The following is a 15,425-nucleotide window of genomic DNA, read 5'->3' as shown; positions in this document are numbered from 1 at the left end:
CCGCGCGACGCGGGCCCGAAGCCCGGGATTATGCGATGCGCAGTTCGGCGGCCCAGGCGGCCACGTCGGCCAGCGGCCGCAGCGTTTGCCCGCCCTGCCCCGCGGCCTGGGCCTGGCCAGGCCCATCGGCCACCTGGCGCAGCGGCTTGACGGCGACCATGCCCTGCGCCAGCTCGTCCCCGCCGAACACCAGCGCGAAGCGCGCGCCGCTGGCATCGGCCTTCTTGAACTGGCTCTTGAACGAGCCACCGCCGGCGTGCATCTGCACCGACACGCCGGCCGCGCGCAGCGCATCCAGCGCCACCAGGGCCTGCGGCAGCGCCGCGGCATCGGGGATCACGGCATAGGCGTCGGGGCCGCTGCCTGGCACCGGCACGCCCAGTTCCTGCAGCAGCAGCAGCAGGCGCTCGATGCCCAGCCCGAAGCCGATGGCCGGCGTGGGCTTGCCGCCCAGCTGCTCGAACAGGCCGTCGTAGCGGCCGCCGCCGCACACCGTGCCCTGCGAGCCCAGGTGGTCGGTGATCCACTCGAAGACGGTGAGGTTGTAGTAGTCCAGCCCGCGCACCAGGCGCGGGTTGATGCGGTACGGCAGGCCTGCGGCGTCCAGCACGGCGCACACGGCCGCCAGGTGGGCGCGGCTCTCGTCGCCCAGGTGCTCCTGCAGCTTGGGCGCGGCCTCCACCAGGGCCTGCATGGCCGGGTTCTTGGTGTCGAGGATGCGCAGCGGGTTGGTGTGCAGGCGGCGCTTCGCGTCCTCGTCCAGCTGCTCGGCATGGGCCTCGAAGTAGGCGATCAGCGCGGCGCGGTGCGCGGCGCGCTCGGCCGGCTGGCCCAGGCTGTTGAGCTCCAGGCGCACATGGGCGCCTGGCTCGTTGCCCACCTTCAGGCCCAGCGCCTGCCACAGCTGGCGCACCATCAGGATCAGCTCGGCATCCACGTCCGGCCCGGCGAAGCCCAGGGCCTCGACGTCGAGCTGGTGGAACTGGCGGTAGCGGCCCTTCTGCGGCCGCTCATGCCGGAACACCGGGCCGATGCCCCACACCCGCAGCGGGCCGTTGTACAGCGCGTTGTGTTCGACCATCGCGCGCACGATGCCGGCGGTGATCTCGGGGCGCAGCGTGAGCTTGTCGCCGTTCATCGTGTCGGTCCAGGAGTACATCTCCTTCTCGACGATGTCGGTGGCCTCACCGATGCCGCGCACGAACAGCGGCGTGGGCTCGACGATGGGCGTCATCAGGTACTGGTAGCCGTGGCGGGCCAGCACCTGGGCCACGGTGGTCTCGAACCAGCGCCACAGCGCGGAATCGGGCAGCTTTTCCTTGCGCGGCACGCCGGCCGGCAGGATGTCGTTCATGCCTTTGACGGCAAGCACTTTGTCGGACATGACAACTCGAAAGGGTATCGGGAAAGGTGGGCGCAGCCAGCCGACTCAGGCGCCGGCCGAGGCGCCGAAGCGGCGCTCGATGTACTGCTCGACGATGCGATGGAACTCCTGCGCGATGCCTTCGCCGCGCAGCGTCATGGCCTTGGCGCCGTCGATGAACACCGGCGCGGCCGGGGCCTCGCCGGTGCCGGGCAGGCTGATGCCGATGTCGGCATGCTTGCTCTCGCCGGGGCCGTTGACGATGCAGCCCATCACCGCCACCTTGAGGTTCTCGACGCCGGGGTACTGCGCCTTCCACACCGGCATCTGCGCGCGCAGGAAGTCGTCGATCTGCTTGGCCAGTTCCTGGAAGGTGGTGCTGGTGGTGCGGCCGCAGCCCGGGCAGGCGGTGACGCTGGGCACGAAGCGGCGCAGGCCCAGGGCCTGCAGGATCTCGAGTGCCACCACCACCTCCTGCGTCCGGCTCTCGCCCGGCTGGGGCGTGAGGCTGACGCGGATGGTGTCGCCGATGCCCTGCTGCAGCAGCAGGCCCAGCGCCACGCTGGAGGCCACCGTGCCCTTGGTGGCCATGCCGGCCTCGGTGAGACCCAGGTGCAGCGGATAGTCGCAGCGCTGGGCCAGCGCCTGGTAGACGCTGACCAGGTCCTGCACGCCGCTGACTTTGCAGCTGATGATGGCCTGCTCGGGCCGCAGGCCCAGCTCCACCGCCCAGTCGGCCGACTGCAGCGCCGACTGGATCAGCGCCTGGTACATCACCTGCTGCGCATCCCAGGGCTCGGCGCGCTGGGCGTTGGCGTCGTACATCGCGGCCAGCAGTTCCTGGTCGAGGCTGCCCCAGTTGACGCCGATGCGCACCGCCTTGTCGTACCTGACGGCGGCCTCGATCATCGCGGCGAACTGGCGGTCGCGCTTGTCGCCCTTGCCCACGTTGCCGGGGTTGATGCGGTACTTGCTGAGCGCCTGGGCGCAGGCCGGGTAGTCGGTCAGCAGCGTGTGGCCGTTGTAGTGGAAGTCGCCCACCAGCGGCACGTCGATGCCCATGCGGTCGAGCTGCTCGCGGATGTGCGGCACGGCCTGAGCCGCCTCGGGCGTGTTGACCGTGATGCGCACCAGCTCGCTGCCGGCCTGGGCCAGTTCTTTCACCTGGATGGCGGTCTCGATGACGTCCACCGTGTCGGTGTTGGTCATCGACTGCACACGCACCGGCGCATCGCCACCGATGGTGACCACGCGGCTGCCCCACACCACGCGGGCCTGGCGGCTGCGGCGCGGCGCCGGGCTGGCAGGGGCCACCAGGGGCTGCTTGAAGACGTCGTCGAGGCTCATGGCAGGAATCGGGTCAGGCGACGCACACGGTGGCGACGGCGATGGATGAAAACGGCGCGCGGGCCGGGCTCAGGGCAGCGACAGCGTGGCCACGTTGTCGCGCCGGAAACGCGACAGGTCGACCGCCTGGCCCTGGAACTGCAGCTCGGTGCCGGCCACGTTGCCGATTTTCAGCTTCAGCGGCGGCGCGGCGTCGAATGACACCGTCTCGCCCGCGGTGAAGGTGCGCGCGGCCAGCACGCGGCCCTGCGCGTCAATCACCTGCACCCAGGTGTCCTGCAGCGCACGCAGTTGCAGGCCGGTGGCCGGCGTCGCGGTCTGTGCGACGGCAGCCGGCGCTGCGGATGCGGGCATGGCCGCCGGCACAGGCTGAGCCGATGCCGCCGCAGCCGCCGATATGGCCGATGCAGCCGGCACAGGCGCCAGGGCTTCGCTGGCCGCGAGCACGGCCGACGCGGCGCCCGTCGCCACGGCCAGCACCGCGGAGGCCCCCGCCTCGGCCGGCGCGGCGGCGGTGTCGTCGCGCGCATGACGCGGCACCAGCACGAAGGCGGCGGCCGCCAGCAGCAGCAGCAGGGCCAGCCAGGGCACCGGCCGGCGCCACGGCGCCCACTCGGACACCGAGGTCCAGCCGCCCCAGGCCAGGCCATGGCCACGCTCGGGCATCGGGGTGTTCAGGCCCTCGTCCACACGCTCCAGGCGACTGGCCACCGCGCCGGGCATGCGTGCCAGCACCGGGGCCGCATCGGTCTTGAGCGCGCGGCACACGGTCTGGGCCAGCGCACGGGCAAAGGTCAGGTCGGGCAGTTCGCCCAGGCGGCCGCTCTCCAGCGCCTCCAGCTTGGCCGGCGTGACCTTGATGGCCGCGGCCAGCGCCGCGATGTGCAGGCCCTGGGCCTCGCGCAGCTGGCGCAGCAGCGCGCCGGCGGCAGCCGCATCCACCGGACCGGAAGACGCCGCAGCCGGCGTGGCGGAAACATCAGTCATCGAACTGCCCGCGCTCGAACAGCGCGGCCTCGGGCGATTGCGGGTAACGCGAGCGCAGCTGGTCGCCCAGACGGCGCGCCGGCTGCTCGCGGCCAGCCTTGTGCTCGATGCGCGCGGCCAGCCACAGCGTCTGCGCATTGGCCGTGGCCGGGTTGTCGTTGAGCCGGCCGATGTAGAAGCGCGCGCGCTCCAGGTCGCCACGGCGGTACAGCACCTCGGCCAGGTTGATGCCCACGCCGGGGTTGGCGGGGTCGAGCTCGTAGGCACGCATCAGCGCGCCTTCGGCCTCCAGCCATTTGGCCTCGCGGCCGTAGCAGATGCCACGTGCCAGCTGGGTGCGGCCGGGATCGCGGTACTGCGGCTGGGCCAGCGCCTCGGCAAAGCGCACCTGGGCCTCGCCGAAGCGCTTGCGCTCGCAGTAGAACCAGCCCTGGTTGTGCAGCAGGTTGCCGTCGCGCGGGCTGATCTGCAGCGCGCGGCGGTAGCTGTCCTCGGCCAGGCGGTCCTCGGCCATCGCGGCGTAGATCAGCGCGCGCAGGCCATAGGCGTCGGCCGACTGCGGGTTGATCGCCAGCGCCTGCTTGACCTCGTCGAGCGCCGTGTCGAGCTGGCCGCGCGAGAAGTACGCGCCGGCCAGTTCCAGGCGCACGCGGGCGCGGCGATCCAGGTCAGTCTGGTCGGAGGCGGTGGCGATGGCGCGCGGCTCGTCGGCCGGCAGGCTCTGCGGCCCGCCAGCGCAGCCGCCCAGCAGCAGGGCCGCCAGCACGGCAAGCGGCGATCCGCGGCGCGTCAGGCAACGCATCAAGCGGCGCATCATGCGGCCGAGGGCCCGGCCGGATGCACGCGCACCACCTTCACCTCGGGCCGGGTCAGGCGCTCGGCAGCACGGGTGCGGTCCTGCACCTCGCCGGCCAGCTGGCCACAGGCGGCGGCAATGTCGTCGCCCCGGGTCTTGCGGATGGTGGTCACGATGCCGGCGTCCTGCAGCACCTGGGCGAAGGCCAGCACGCGCTCACGCGGCGAGCGGTGCAGCCCCGAGGCCGGGAAGGGATTGAACGGAATGAGGTTGAGCTTGCACGGCACGCGCGGCGCGCCCGCCTTGCCTTGAACCAGCGCGATCAGCTGGCGCGCCTGCTCGGGCGAATCGTTCACGCCGTCGAGCATGCAGTACTCGAAGGTGATGAAGTCGCGCGGCGCGGCCTCGAGGTAGCTGGCGCAGGCCTCGAACAGCTCGCGCAGCGGGTACTTGCGGTTCAGCGGCACCAGTTGGTCGCGCAGCGCGTCGTCGGGCGCGTGCAGCGAGACGGCCAGCGCCACCGGCACATCGGCCTTCAGGCGCTCGATCATCGGCACCACGCCCGAGGTGGACACGGTGACCCGGCGACGCGACAGGCCGTAGCCGTGGTCGTCGAGCATGACCTTCAGCGCGGGCACCAGCGCCGCGTAGTTCTGCAGCGGCTCGCCCATGCCCATCATCACCACATTGGTGATGACGCGCTCGCCGGCGGGCACGCTCAGCCGCTGGCGCAAATGATGTTCCGCCTGCCACAGCTGGGCCAGGATCTCACCGGTGGTGAGATTGCGACTGAAGCCCTGGTGGCCGGTGGAGCAGAAGCGGCAGCCCACGGCACAACCGGCCTGCGAGCTGATGCACAGCGTGCCGCGGTCGTCCTCGGGGATGAACACCGCCTCGACGGCGTTGCCGGCGCCGACGTCGAACAGCCACTTGATCGTGCCGTCGGCCGACGCCTGCTCGCTGGCAATGGGCAACGGCCGGATCTCGGCCACGCCCTGCAGCTTGGCGCGCAGCGACTTGGCCAGATCACTCATCTGGTCGAAATCGCGCGCGCCCTTCTGATGGATCCAGCGGAACAGTTGCACCGCGCGGAAGCGCTTCTCGCCCAGCGTCTCGCACCACGCCGTCAGCGCGTCGAGATCGAAGTCGAGAAGGTTCACCACGGCGGGCCGCCGTTCAGCTGGATAGACCGCAGAAAAAGATCAGCGGCCGGCGTACACGTTCATGCCGGGGAAGAAGAACGCCACTTCGACGGCGGCGGTTTCCGGGGCGTCCGAGCCGTGCACGGCGTTGGCGTCGATCGAGTCGGCGAAGTCGGCGCGGATGGTGCCCTTGTCGGCCTTCTTCGGGTCGGTGGCGCCCATCAGTTCACGGTTCTTGGCGATGGCGTTCTCGCCTTCCAGGGCCTGGATCATCACCGGGCCGGAGACCATGAAGTCGACCAGGTCCTTGAAGAACGGACGGGCCTTGTGCACGGCGTAGAACTGCTCGGCTTCGCCGCGCGACAGGTGCACCATCTTGGCGGCCACGACCTTCAGGCCGGCGGCTTCGAAGCGGGCGTAGATCTGGCCGATGACGTTCTTGGCCACGGCGTCGGGCTTGATGATCGAGAGGGTGCGTTCGATGGCCATAAATTGCTCCTGAATCAAGGACTTAAGGGTTAACCGCGCATTCTAGCGCGAGTGCGTGATGAATCCGGGTCAGCGGCGGCCGCGCTTGCGGTTGCCACCACCGCCGCCGCCACCACCGCGGTTGTCGTTCTGGAACTTGCGCACGAAGGCGTCGGCACCGATGTAGCCCACCGAGGTCTTCATCGGATCGGGCTGGCCACCGCCGCCGCCACCGCCGCCGCTGCCACCGCCCTTGCCCTTGCGGCCGAACGGGTTCTGCTTCTGCACCCCACGCTTGTCGTAGGTCTGCTCCAGCGGGTTCGGGATCGGGCCGTCGTCCGAGTACTCGCGGCGCGGCTGCCGGTTGGCCTCGCGGATGGCGCGCTTGTCGAAGGTCTGGATCAGCGGGTTCGGGATGCGCGCGAACTCGTCGTCGCGGTCGCGCGGCGGGCGCTCGGCACGCTCACCACGGTCGCCCCGTTCGGCGCGCTCGCCACGGTCACGGCGCTCGTTCGAGCCGCCCTGCTTCGGACCGCGGCCCTCCTTCGGCCCGCGCTCCTGCGGCGGACGGTCGTTGCGCTCGTCGCGCTCACCGCGCTCGCCACGCTCAGCCCGGTTCTGGCCACGCCCGTTGCCACGCTGCTTGCCGCGCTGGCCACCGCCGTCGCGCTCGGCACGCTCGCCACGTTCACCGCGCTCGCCACGCTCACCGCGCGGCTGCTCACGGCCACCGGCGGCGCGGCGCAGTTCGGCCACCTCGGCCGGGTTCAGCGCCACGTGCACGCCACGCTTCAAGCCGCGCGGCAGCACCACGCAGCCGTAGCGGATGCGGATCAGGCGGCTGACCGCCAGGCCCACCTTGTCGAAGAGCTTGCGCACCTCGCGGTTGCGGCCCTCGTTGATGACCACGCGGTACCAGTGGTTCACACCCTCGCCGCCGCCGTCCTCGATGGACTTGAACTGCGCGCGCTGGCCGTCGATCTCCACGCCGTCCAGCAGCTTCTGGCGCCCCTCGGCATCCAGCGAGCCCAGCACGCGCACGGCGTACTCACGCTCCACGCCGAAGCGCGGGTGCATCAGCTGGTTGGCCAGCTCGCCGCTGTTGGTGAACAGCAGCAGACCCTCGGTGTTGATGTCCAGCCGGCCCACCGACTGCCACTTGCCCTGCGGCAGGCGCGGCAGGCGGCGGAACACGGTGGGGCGGTGTTGCGGGTCGTCGTGCGTGACGACCTCGCCCACCGGCTTGTGATAGGCCAGCACGCGGGCGGGCAGCGGCGCGATGCGCACCTTGATCTGCCGGCCGGCCACGCTGATGCGGTCGCCGAACGAGATGCGCTGGCCGGTGTGCGCCACCTGGCCATTGACCTGCACCTTGCCGTCGGCGATCAGCTGCTCCATGTCACGGCGCGAGCCGATGCCGGCCTGGGCCAGCACCTTGTGCAGCTTGGGCGCATCAGGGTCAGCGGCCAGCACGCGCTTGTCGGCGTCGGGCGGCGGCGGGGCCTCGCCCGCGGCTTCGTCGTAGGCGCCCGACAGCACGTCGGCAAAAGCCTCGCCCACGTCCAGGCCCACGGTGCGCGAGCCCTCGTCGCCGACCACGGCGGCCTCGGGCGGCACCACCATCGGCGCGTCGTCGTCATCGCCGTCGTCGTCGCTGGCGCCGGGCTGCACGGTGACGACGGTGTATTCCTCGTTCGAGGCCGCGCCCTGGCCACCTGGGGCCGCGGAGGCGTCGCCGCCCTCCTCGCCACGGCCTTCACCACGGCGACCGCGGCGGCGGTTGCGGTTACGGCCGCGACGGCCTTCGCGGTCGCCGGCCTCGCCATCGGCGTCCGGGCCGGCGCCATCTTCGCCACCGTCACCACCTTCGCCAGTCACGCCTTCGTCGGCCGACGCGGCGGTGCGACCGGCTTGTGCGGCGGCTGCCGGCGACACGTCGGGCGCCGCCTCAGGCGCCACCGCCACGGCCGACGGAGCGGCCGACACCGCGGCGTCGGGCACCGATGCGTCGGCCACCGCGTCCGCCACGGTGGGCGCGACGCGCTTGCGGCTGCGTGCCGGACGCGCAGCCGGTGCGGCCACCACGTCAGCGTCGGCTGACGGCTCGGTGGCCGGGGTGGCCACAGGCATGTCGGCGGGCACGGCGGCATCCGCCGAACTCGCTTCGGCCGCTGGCGCAGCCGCCTTGCGACGGGTGCGCTTGGCGGCAGGCGCCGGCGCGTCGGTCGACGCGGCGGCCTCGGCGGCCTCTGCGACCGAAGCCACCGCCGTTTCGGTGGCCGTGTCGGCCGCCTTCACGGCGCGCTTGCGGCGCGGCTTGGGTGCGGCGCCTTCGGCCTCGGCTGCGCCAGGCGCACCCGACAGGTCGGAGGGCTTGGAATCGTTGTCTTGCGGGTTCATGCGTGCGCAGCAGGGGGGGTGTCGTTGGGTGCATCGCCACCGGCCGGGGCCGGGGCGGAATCGGTGGCCGCGGGAGCGGCCGGTACGTCTTCGGGGGGCGGGGTCGCAGCCTCGGGTGCCACCGTCGCGGCCTCGCCGTCCAGCGGCAAGTCGCCCTGGCCGGGATCGCCCTCGGGCGGCGGCAGCTCGGCCCGGCCGGGGTCGAACACCTCGGCGGTGGGCGGGCCTTCCAGCGGCGGCAACTGGTCAAGGCTGGCCAGGCCCAGGTCGTCGAGGAACTGCCGCGTGGTGGCATACAGCGCCGGGCGACCGGGCGCCTCGCGGTAGCCGATGCTCTCGATCCAGCCACGGTCTTCGAGCGACTTGATGATCTGGCTGGACACCGTGACGCCACGGATGTCCTCGATGTCGCCGCGGGTCACCGGCTGCCGGTAGGCAATGATGGCCAGCGTCTCCATCGTGGCGCGCGAGTAGCGCGGCGGCTTCTCGGGATGCAGCCGGTCGAGGTACTCGCGCAACTCGGGCCGGCTCTGGAACCGCCAGCCGCTGGACAGCGCCACCAGCTCGACGCCACGGCCGTCCCAGTCGCGCACCAGCTCGTCGAGCAGGCTGCGCAAGGTGTCGGCGCCCACCTGTTCGTCGAACAGCAGGCGCATGTCGCGCAGCGGCAGCGGCTGCTGGGCGCAGATCAGCGCAGTCTCGAGGATGCGCTTGGCCTCCAGAGTGTTCATGAACCCTTGTTCACGTGGTCCACCGCCGAGGCGGCGGCAATGTCGAATCGCATCGTGGCGAAAGTCCGGCGAGCCGGCTCGGGGGCGGCGCCGTCGGAGGGCGGTGCCACGCGTCTTCGGTTGTCGACTTGGGGGCGGCCCGTTGCCGCAGAACCCGCAGGGCCCGTCGCACGATCCATCGGCGTCCGGGCGGCTCGTCCGGCGGCCGTGAGGCTGGGCCGGAGGGCTTCACCGGCGGCGGAGAGCTGCGGAGGGATCCGATCCCCACGCCTGCGTCATGCCGGCTTGAGGCCGCAGTATAGCGTGCACGCCGGACCTCAGGGCGTGGAATTGGGCGGCACCTCGGGACCGGCATCGGCCACGCCATCGGGCAGCACCTGCGCCCAGGCCGCGGCCAGGTCGGCCGGCAGTGCGGCGCGAAAGGCCATCGGCCGCTCGTCGTGCGGGTGGGCGAAGGCCAGTTCGGCCGCGTGCAGCGCCTGGCGCTGCAGCCCCAGCAACGGCCGGCCGCCGTACAGCGCATCGGCCAGCAGCGGGTGGCCGCGCGAGGCCAGGTGCACGCGGATCTGGTGCGTGCGGCCGGTGTGCAGCCTGCAGCGCACGGCGGTGACGGCGGCCCCGTCGACCCGCGCCACGCCCAGGCGCTGCACATCCGTGCGCGCCGGCTTGCCCGAGGCCACCACCGCCATGCGCAGCCGCGAGGCCGGGTCGCGACCGACCGGCGCATCGATGCGGGCCTCGGCCCAGGGCACGGCGCCATGGGCCAGTGCCAGGTACACCCGGCGCACCTCGCGCGCCGCGATGCGCCGCACCAGGGCGGTCATGGCCGGCAGCGTCTTGGCCACCACCATCAGGCCGCTGGTGTCCTTGTCGAGCCGGTGCACGATGCCCGCACGCGGCAGGCCGGCGGCTGCCGTGTGGTGGGCCAGCAGGCCGTTGAGCAGCGTGCCCGACCAGTTGCCCGCCGCCGGATGCACCACCAGCCCGGCCGGCTTGTGTACCACCAGCAGGTGCGCGTCCTCATGCACGATGTCCAGCACCATGGCCTCGGGCCGGAAGGCCAGGCTCTCGGCCGTGGGCACCAATTCGACGCGCAAGTGCTGGCCGGCGCGCAGCTTGCGCGAGGCGGTGGCCTGCACCTGGCCGTCCAGCAGCACATGGCCGCGCTCGACCAGACCCTGCAGATGGCTGCGCGAGAACTCGGGCGCCAGCGCCACCAGGGCCTTGTCCAGACGCAGGCCGTGCTGGTCGCGTGCGACGACGCTCTCGCGCCACTCGGCCTGGGCCTCGTCGGGCGTGTCGGCGGCGTCGAGTGCATCGACCGCATCGAGCGGGTCGGCCACGGCGGCGGGTGCAGGCCGGTCTGGGGATGGGGCGGCCATTAGAATCGCGCCGATTTTTCGAGTTGCATGGAAGGCAGCCCCGCGCTGGCGCGGACTGGAAGACGACGATGAGCCTGTTGAACCTGATCGGGATGCTGCACCCTGCGGCGCGGGGCCTGGGCCGTCGCGCCGGAACCCTGGTGCTGGCATCGGCGCTGGTGGTGACGGGCGGTCTGGTGGGCTGCAGCAGCACGCCCAAGGAAGACCGCGGCTCGGCCGAGAAATTGTATGCAGACGCCAAGGACGACCTGCGCGCCGGCAGCTACGACGCGGCGATCAAGGGCTTCGAGAAGGTGGAAGGCCGCGCCGCCGGCACGCTGCTGGCCCAGCAGGCGCTGCTGGACATGGCCTATGCGCAGTGGAAGAGCGGCGAGCGCGTGCAGGCCATCGCCACGCTGGACCGGTTCATCAAGCTGCACCCCTCGAGCCCCGCGTTCGACTACGGCCTGTACCTGAAGGGCTTGGTGAACTTCAACGACAACATGGGCTTCCTGAGCAGCATCTCGCGGCAGAACGTGTCCGAGCGCGACCAGCAGGCCTCGCGTGACTCGTACCAGGCCTTCTCGCAGCTGGTGGAGCAGTTCCCCGAGTCGAAGTACGCGCCCGACGCGCGCCAGCGCATGGACTACATCGTGAACTCGCTGGCCGAGTACGAGGTGCATGTGGCGCGCTACTACTACCGCCGCTCGGCCTTCCTGGCCGCGGCCAACCGGGCGCAGCTGGCGGTCAAGGAATACCAGGGCGCGCCGGCCATCGAGGAGGCGCTGTTCATCCTGGTCGCCAGCTACGACAAGCTGGGGCTGACCGCGCTGCGCGACGACGCCGAGCGCGTGATGAAGAAGAACTACCCCAACAGCCGCCACTACAAGGACGGCATCCGCCTGCCGGAACAGGCGTGGTGGCAGTTCTGGTGAACTGATGCACCCGGCGTCGCGGGCACGCGACGCCACCCGCCGGGCGGGTGCTCATTCGCTTGCGGCGTTGTGCGCCGCCAGCTCATCCAGCCAAGCCAGCGCATCGTCCTCGGTGTCCAGCGCGCCCATCGGCGGCAGCGCGGCGCGCAGCGTGCGGCCATAGGCCATGCGGCGCAGGCGCGGGTCGGTGATGACCAGCAGACCGCGGTCGGTCTCGCTGCGGATCAGGCGGCCGGCGCCCTGCTTCAGCGAGATGGCCGCCTCGGGCACGTGGTAGTCGTCGAAGGGATCGCGCCCGTCCGCCTGCAGCGCCTTGGCGCGCGCCTGCACCAGCGGATCGTGCGGCGGCGGGAACGGCAGCTTGTCGATGATCACGCACTGCAGCGCGGCGCCGGGCACGTCGATGCCCTCCCAGAAGCTGGCCGAGCCCACCAGCACGCTGCGCGGCGTGTCGAGGAACTTGCGCAGCAGCGAGCGCTTGGGATGGCTGCCCTGCACCAGCACGGTGAGCGGCGTGCCGGCCGCGCGCGCGGTGGCCTCCAGCGCGTCGGCGATCACCGGCAGCACGCGCAGCGTGGTGGTGAGCACGAAAGTGCGTCCACCCAAACGGCCGGCCAGGCGCGCCGCCAGCGCGCCCACCGCCACCGGGTGATCGGCCTGGTTGGGCAGCGGAAACTGCCGCGGCACCCAGGTGCGGGCATGGGCCGCGTAGTCGAACGGGCTGTCGACCTTGAGCTTGCGCGCATCCTCTAGCGCCGCCGATTCGCTGAACCAGCGCAGCTCGTCGTCGCTGCCCAGCGTGGCCGAGGTGAAGATCCAGGCCCGCGGCGCCGCCGCGCGCTGCTCGGTGAACAGGTCGCGGATGTGCAGCGGCGACTCCACCAGCCGCGCATCGCGTGGCGACAGGTCGATCCAGCGCACCCGGTCCACCGCCGCCGGCTTCTCGAAGCCATGCGCCAGCTGGGCCAGGCGGCGCGCGCGTTCGATCAGGCGCGTGAAGTCGGGCGAGGTGGCCTCGGCGGCCACCGCAGCCTCGCAGGCCGCGTCCGCCGCCTCGCTGATGCCGGCCAGCGCGGCGGCAAAGGCCTCGGCCGAGGCTGATGCGGTGGCGCGCTCGTCCCAGCGCAGCTTCAGGATGCCCTTGACCTCGCGCAGCGGGCCGGCGCAGGCCAGGCGCAGGTCGCGTGCAGCGCGCTCCAGGCCACCGGCCAGCAGCTGCCAGTCCTGCTGGCCGCGGGCATGGGTCAGGCCGGCCGCCAGCAGGTCGCGCGCGAAGTCGATGGCCTGGTAGGCCGACAGCGTGGTGCCCAGGAACTGCAGGCCGGTCTCCACCAGTTGGTGCGCCTCGTCGAACACCGCGGCATCCACCGTGGGCAGCAGTTCGGCCACGCCGCTGTCGCGCAGCGACAGGTCGGCGAAGAACAGGTGGTGGTTGACCACCACCAGGTCGGCGGCCATGGCCTCGCGGCGCGCGCGCACCACATGGCACTGCACGAACTGCGGGCAGTCGCTACCCAGGCAGTTGTCGCGCGTGGAGGTGACCAGCGGGATCACCGGCGAACGGTCGTCCAGGCCCTCGATCTCGGCCAGGTCGCCGGTGCGCGTGGCCGGCGCCCAGGTCTCCACGCGCGCCAGCGCACGCACGGCGAAGCGGTCGGGCAGCGTGGCGGTCTCGCGTGCCTGCTGCAGCCGGTGCAGGCACAGGTAGCTGCTGCGCCCTTTGAGCAGCGCGATGCGCACCGGCACGGCCAGCGCATCGCGCAGGCGCGGCAGGTCGCGCAGGTAGAGCTGGTCCTGCAGGCTCTTGGTGGCGGTGGACACCAGCGCCCGCCCGCCCGACAGCAGCAGCGGCACCAGGTACGCGAAGGTCTTGCCCACGCCGGTGCCGGCCTCGGCCACCAGGGTCTCGCGCCGCGCCACGGCCTCGGCCACGGCAGTGGCCAGCTGGCGCTGCGGCTCGCGCTCCATGAAGCCGGCGTCCACCTGGGCCAGCGCGCCGCCGTCGGACAGCGCGGCCAGCGTGGCCTCGACCAACGCGGCAGGATCGCGGTCGACACGCTCGGTGCGGTCGATCCGGTACGGCCCGGCGGGCGCCTCGACCGCGGTGGCAGCCACCGCGGGCACCTCGGCCGGCGGCAGCGCGTTGTCGGACGGCACGCTCACGCCGGTTCCGGCGGATCGAGATCGGCCTCGAGCTGCGCGATCTGGTCGCGCAGCAGCAGGCGGCGCTTCTTCAGCCGGCGCAGCGTCAGCTCGTCCAGCGGCGTGGGGGTGGCTGTATCGGCCAGCGTGCGGTCGATCAAGGCATCCAGGTCGGCGTGGGCCATGCGCAATTCGATCAGGCGCCGCTGCGGCGAGTGCAGGTTCAGGTCGAGCGGCGCGTCGTCGGTCATCGCCCGGCCAGTGTAGGCCAAGGCCACCCGGCGCCCCGGGTGCCGCGCGCGCGACGACCGGGTCCGGCGCTTATAGTCCGAGACCATGAGTGCCGTACTGCCCCAGGCCTACCGCCTGACCGCCGCCACCGCGCTGCACCGCGGCGATCGCGCCTACCAGCAGGACCAGGTCGAGATCCTGCGGCATGGGCGCGTGCCCGGCTGCCTGCTGGCCGTGCTGGCCGACGGCATGGGCGGCAAGAGCGGTGGGCGCAAGGCGGCCGACCAGGTCATCCTCACCGCGCGGCAGCTGTTCGAGCGCCATGTGCCGGCCAAGGACGATGGCGGTGAACTGCTGCGCCAGATGGTGATGGAAGCGCATCTGATGATCAAGCTGACCGCCATCACCGCCGAGGAAGAGCCCCACAGCACCGCCGTGGGCTTTCTGCTCGGCCCCTCGCTCGAGTGCGATGTGGTGCACGCCGGCGATTCGCGGATCTACCACTTCCGCGGTGGCGAGATGGTCAGCCGCACGATGGACCATTCCTACGTGCAGCGCCTGATCGACGAGGGCAAGATCACCGAGGAACAGGCGCTGAACCATCCGCAGGGCAACCTGCTGACCGGCTGCCTGGGCAGCCCGGCCGATCCGCCGGTGACGCTGCACCACATCCCCCGCCTGCAGCCGGGCGATGCGCTGCTGGCCTGCAGCGATGGCCTGTGGCACTACTTCAACCCGCGTGAGCTGGGCGCCGTGATCAGCCAGCTGCCGCCGCGCGAGGCGGCCGAGATGCTGGTATCGCGCGCCCGCCAGCGTGCCCATGGCCAGGGCGACAACCTGTCGCTGGCCCTGGTGCGCGTGGAAGCGCTCGGCTGAGAGGCTGCGCGGCGTTCAGCGCGGAGCGGCCGGACCGCTGGCGCCGGGCAACGGCAGGCCGGCCGCGGGCGGCTTCTTCGCATCGCGCGCAGCGTTGCGCTGACGCACGGCGATGGCGTGCTGCTCGGCCCGGTGTTCGCGGCGCGCATGCGCGGCGGCCTGGGCAGCATGGCTGGCCGATGCCGCTGACGCGGCCGCAGCCGCAGCCGGCCGGTGCCCGGGCCTGCCTGCCACCCCAGCCGCCGGCTCGCTGCCCGCAGCCGGCGCTGCGGAGGCGGCACGCGCCGCTTCGCGCGGCGAGCTCAGCAGCGCCTGGGCCTCGCGCTCGCGCTGTCGGCGCTGCTGGCCCTGCAGCCGCTCGGCGGCCCGGGCGCGACGCCGGGCGTCGTCCAGCACGGCCTGCTCGCGGCGCAGTTGGTCCAGCGCCTGACGGCGCTCGGCACGCGCACTGTCCAGGCAGTCGGTGACCTGGAAGCGCTGCGCGCACTGCCGTTCGGCCTGCGCATGGCGCGCCACCACCGCCTGGCGATCACGCTCGATGCGCGCACGCTCGGCCGCATCGTCGGCCACCACCGGCTGCGCCTGCGCCGCGGCGCTCAGACACGCCAGCAGCAGCGCCACCCCCGCGCGCCAGGACGGCATGGCG

Annotated in this window: 14 protein-coding genes; 2 read left to right on the top strand and 12 right to left on the bottom strand. The window is 72.3% G+C overall.

What is annotated here, in order from left to right; translation table 11 throughout:
* Positions 1 to 28: 28 nt before the first annotated feature.
* From hisS to AACH10_RS09855, 9 genes are all read right to left on the bottom strand, one after another.
* Positions 29 to 1,384, bottom strand: a complete 1,356-nt coding sequence (gene hisS, locus AACH10_RS09895; protein WP_341410223.1) for a histidine--tRNA ligase — start codon at positions 1,382 to 1,384, stop codon at positions 29 to 31.
* Between the two features lie 45 nt (positions 1,385 to 1,429).
* On the bottom strand, positions 1,430 to 2,710 hold the full coding sequence (ispG, locus tag AACH10_RS09890; RefSeq protein ID WP_341410222.1) for a flavodoxin-dependent (E)-4-hydroxy-3-methylbut-2-enyl-diphosphate synthase: 1,281 nt from the start codon (positions 2,708 to 2,710) through the stop codon (positions 1,430 to 1,432).
* 69 nt (positions 2,711 to 2,779) lie between these two features.
* A complete protein-coding gene (locus AACH10_RS09885) occupies positions 2,780 to 3,697 on the bottom strand; it encodes a helix-turn-helix domain-containing protein (RefSeq protein ID WP_341410221.1) in 918 nt (305 codons plus the stop codon).
* Positions 3,690 to 4,499, bottom strand: a complete 810-nt coding sequence (gene pilW / locus AACH10_RS09880) for a type IV pilus biogenesis/stability protein PilW (RefSeq protein WP_341410220.1) — start codon at positions 4,497 to 4,499, stop codon at positions 3,690 to 3,692. The genes AACH10_RS09885 and pilW overlap by 8 nt, the downstream gene beginning before the upstream one ends.
* 11 nt (positions 4,500 to 4,510) lie before the next feature.
* Positions 4,511 to 5,656: a dual-specificity RNA methyltransferase RlmN gene (gene rlmN, locus AACH10_RS09875; RefSeq protein WP_423228586.1), complete on the bottom strand. Its 1,146-nt coding sequence runs from the start codon at positions 5,654 to 5,656 to the stop codon at positions 4,511 to 4,513.
* Positions 5,657 to 5,695: 39 nt separating this feature from the next.
* Entirely contained in the window at positions 5,696 to 6,124 is a 429-nt protein-coding gene (ndk, locus tag AACH10_RS09870; RefSeq protein ID WP_341410217.1) for a nucleoside-diphosphate kinase, read from the bottom strand.
* Positions 6,125 to 6,193: 69 nt separating this feature from the next.
* Positions 6,194 to 8,503, bottom strand: a complete 2,310-nt coding sequence (locus AACH10_RS09865) for a pseudouridine synthase (protein WP_341410216.1) — start codon at positions 8,501 to 8,503, stop codon at positions 6,194 to 6,196.
* Positions 8,500 to 9,234 carry an SMC-Scp complex subunit ScpB gene (scpB, locus tag AACH10_RS09860; RefSeq protein ID WP_341410215.1) on the bottom strand — a complete coding sequence of 245 codons (735 nt, stop codon included), beginning with the start codon at positions 9,232 to 9,234 and terminating at the stop codon, positions 8,500 to 8,502. The genes AACH10_RS09865 and scpB overlap by 4 nt, the downstream gene beginning before the upstream one ends.
* A 317-nt stretch (positions 9,235 to 9,551) precedes the next feature.
* Positions 9,552 to 10,616: an RluA family pseudouridine synthase gene (locus tag AACH10_RS09855; RefSeq protein ID WP_341410214.1), complete on the bottom strand. Its 1,065-nt coding sequence runs from the start codon at positions 10,614 to 10,616 to the stop codon at positions 9,552 to 9,554.
* Positions 10,617 to 10,708: 92 nt separating this feature from the next.
* Here AACH10_RS09855 and AACH10_RS09850 point away from each other — a divergent pair, with 92 nt between their 5' ends.
* Entirely contained in the window at positions 10,709 to 11,530 is an 822-nt protein-coding gene (locus tag AACH10_RS09850) for an outer membrane protein assembly factor BamD (RefSeq protein WP_341410448.1), read from the top strand.
* Positions 11,531 to 11,581: 51 nt separating this feature from the next.
* Here AACH10_RS09850 and yoaA read toward each other — a convergent pair whose 3' ends face one another.
* Together yoaA and AACH10_RS09840 are read right to left on the bottom strand one after the other, a co-directional pair.
* A complete protein-coding gene (gene yoaA / locus AACH10_RS09845; protein ID WP_479725275.1) occupies positions 11,582 to 13,564 on the bottom strand; it encodes a DNA repair helicase YoaA in 1,983 nt (660 codons plus the stop codon).
* 125 nt (positions 13,565 to 13,689) lie between these two features.
* Positions 13,690 to 13,923, bottom strand: coding sequence for a DUF465 domain-containing protein (locus AACH10_RS09840; protein WP_341410213.1), 234 nt, complete (start codon positions 13,921 to 13,923; stop codon positions 13,690 to 13,692).
* A gap of 85 nt (positions 13,924 to 14,008) precedes the next feature.
* Between AACH10_RS09840 and AACH10_RS09835 the strand changes: the two genes are divergently transcribed.
* Positions 14,009 to 14,779 carry a PP2C family protein-serine/threonine phosphatase gene (locus AACH10_RS09835; protein ID WP_341410212.1) on the top strand — a complete coding sequence of 257 codons (771 nt, stop codon included), beginning with the start codon at positions 14,009 to 14,011 and terminating at the stop codon, positions 14,777 to 14,779.
* Positions 14,780 to 14,794: 15 nt separating this feature from the next.
* Here the strand turns inward: AACH10_RS09835 and AACH10_RS09830 are convergent, their stop codons facing one another.
* On the bottom strand, positions 14,795 to 15,421 hold the full coding sequence (locus tag AACH10_RS09830; RefSeq protein WP_341410211.1) for a hypothetical protein: 627 nt from the start codon (positions 15,419 to 15,421) through the stop codon (positions 14,795 to 14,797).
* Positions 15,422 to 15,425: the final 4 nt, after the last annotated feature.

This window comes from Pseudaquabacterium inlustre (assembly GCF_038066595.1).
In the GTDB taxonomy this organism is placed as follows: Bacteria; Pseudomonadota; Gammaproteobacteria; order Burkholderiales; family Burkholderiaceae_C; genus Pseudaquabacterium; species Pseudaquabacterium inlustre.
The sequence above is the reverse complement of the archived record's forward strand: the minus strand, read 5'-3'. Positions and strand labels throughout refer to the sequence as shown.

Coding starts and splice junctions, on each gene's coding strand:
- hisS (WP_341410223.1), bottom strand. CDS start 1,384: ATGTCCGACAAAGTGCTTGCCGTCAAAGGCATGAACGACATCCTGCCG.
- ispG (WP_341410222.1), bottom strand. CDS start 2,710: ATGAGCCTCGACGACGTCTTCAAGCAGCCCCTGGTGGCCCCTGCCAGC.
- AACH10_RS09885 (WP_341410221.1), bottom strand. CDS start 3,697: ATGACTGATGTTTCCGCCACGCCGGCTGCGGCGTCTTCCGGTCCGGTG.
- pilW (WP_341410220.1), bottom strand. CDS start 4,499: ATGCGTTGCCTGACGCGCCGCGGATCGCCGCTTGCCGTGCTGGCGGCC.
- ndk (WP_341410217.1), bottom strand. CDS start 6,124: ATGGCCATCGAACGCACCCTCTCGATCATCAAGCCCGACGCCGTGGCC.
- AACH10_RS09865 (WP_341410216.1), bottom strand. CDS start 8,503: ATGAACCCGCAAGACAACGATTCCAAGCCCTCCGACCTGTCGGGTGCG.
- scpB (WP_341410215.1), bottom strand. CDS start 9,234: ATGAACACTCTGGAGGCCAAGCGCATCCTCGAGACTGCGCTGATCTGC.
- AACH10_RS09855 (WP_341410214.1), bottom strand. CDS start 10,616: ATGGCCGCCCCATCCCCAGACCGGCCTGCACCCGCCGCCGTGGCCGAC.
- AACH10_RS09850 (WP_341410448.1), top strand. CDS start 10,709: ATGCTGCACCCTGCGGCGCGGGGCCTGGGCCGTCGCGCCGGAACCCTG.
- AACH10_RS09840 (WP_341410213.1), bottom strand. CDS start 13,923: ATGACCGACGACGCGCCGCTCGACCTGAACCTGCACTCGCCGCAGCGG.
- AACH10_RS09835 (WP_341410212.1), top strand. CDS start 14,009: ATGAGTGCCGTACTGCCCCAGGCCTACCGCCTGACCGCCGCCACCGCG.
- AACH10_RS09830 (WP_341410211.1), bottom strand. CDS start 15,421: ATGCCGTCCTGGCGCGCGGGGGTGGCGCTGCTGCTGGCGTGTCTGAGC.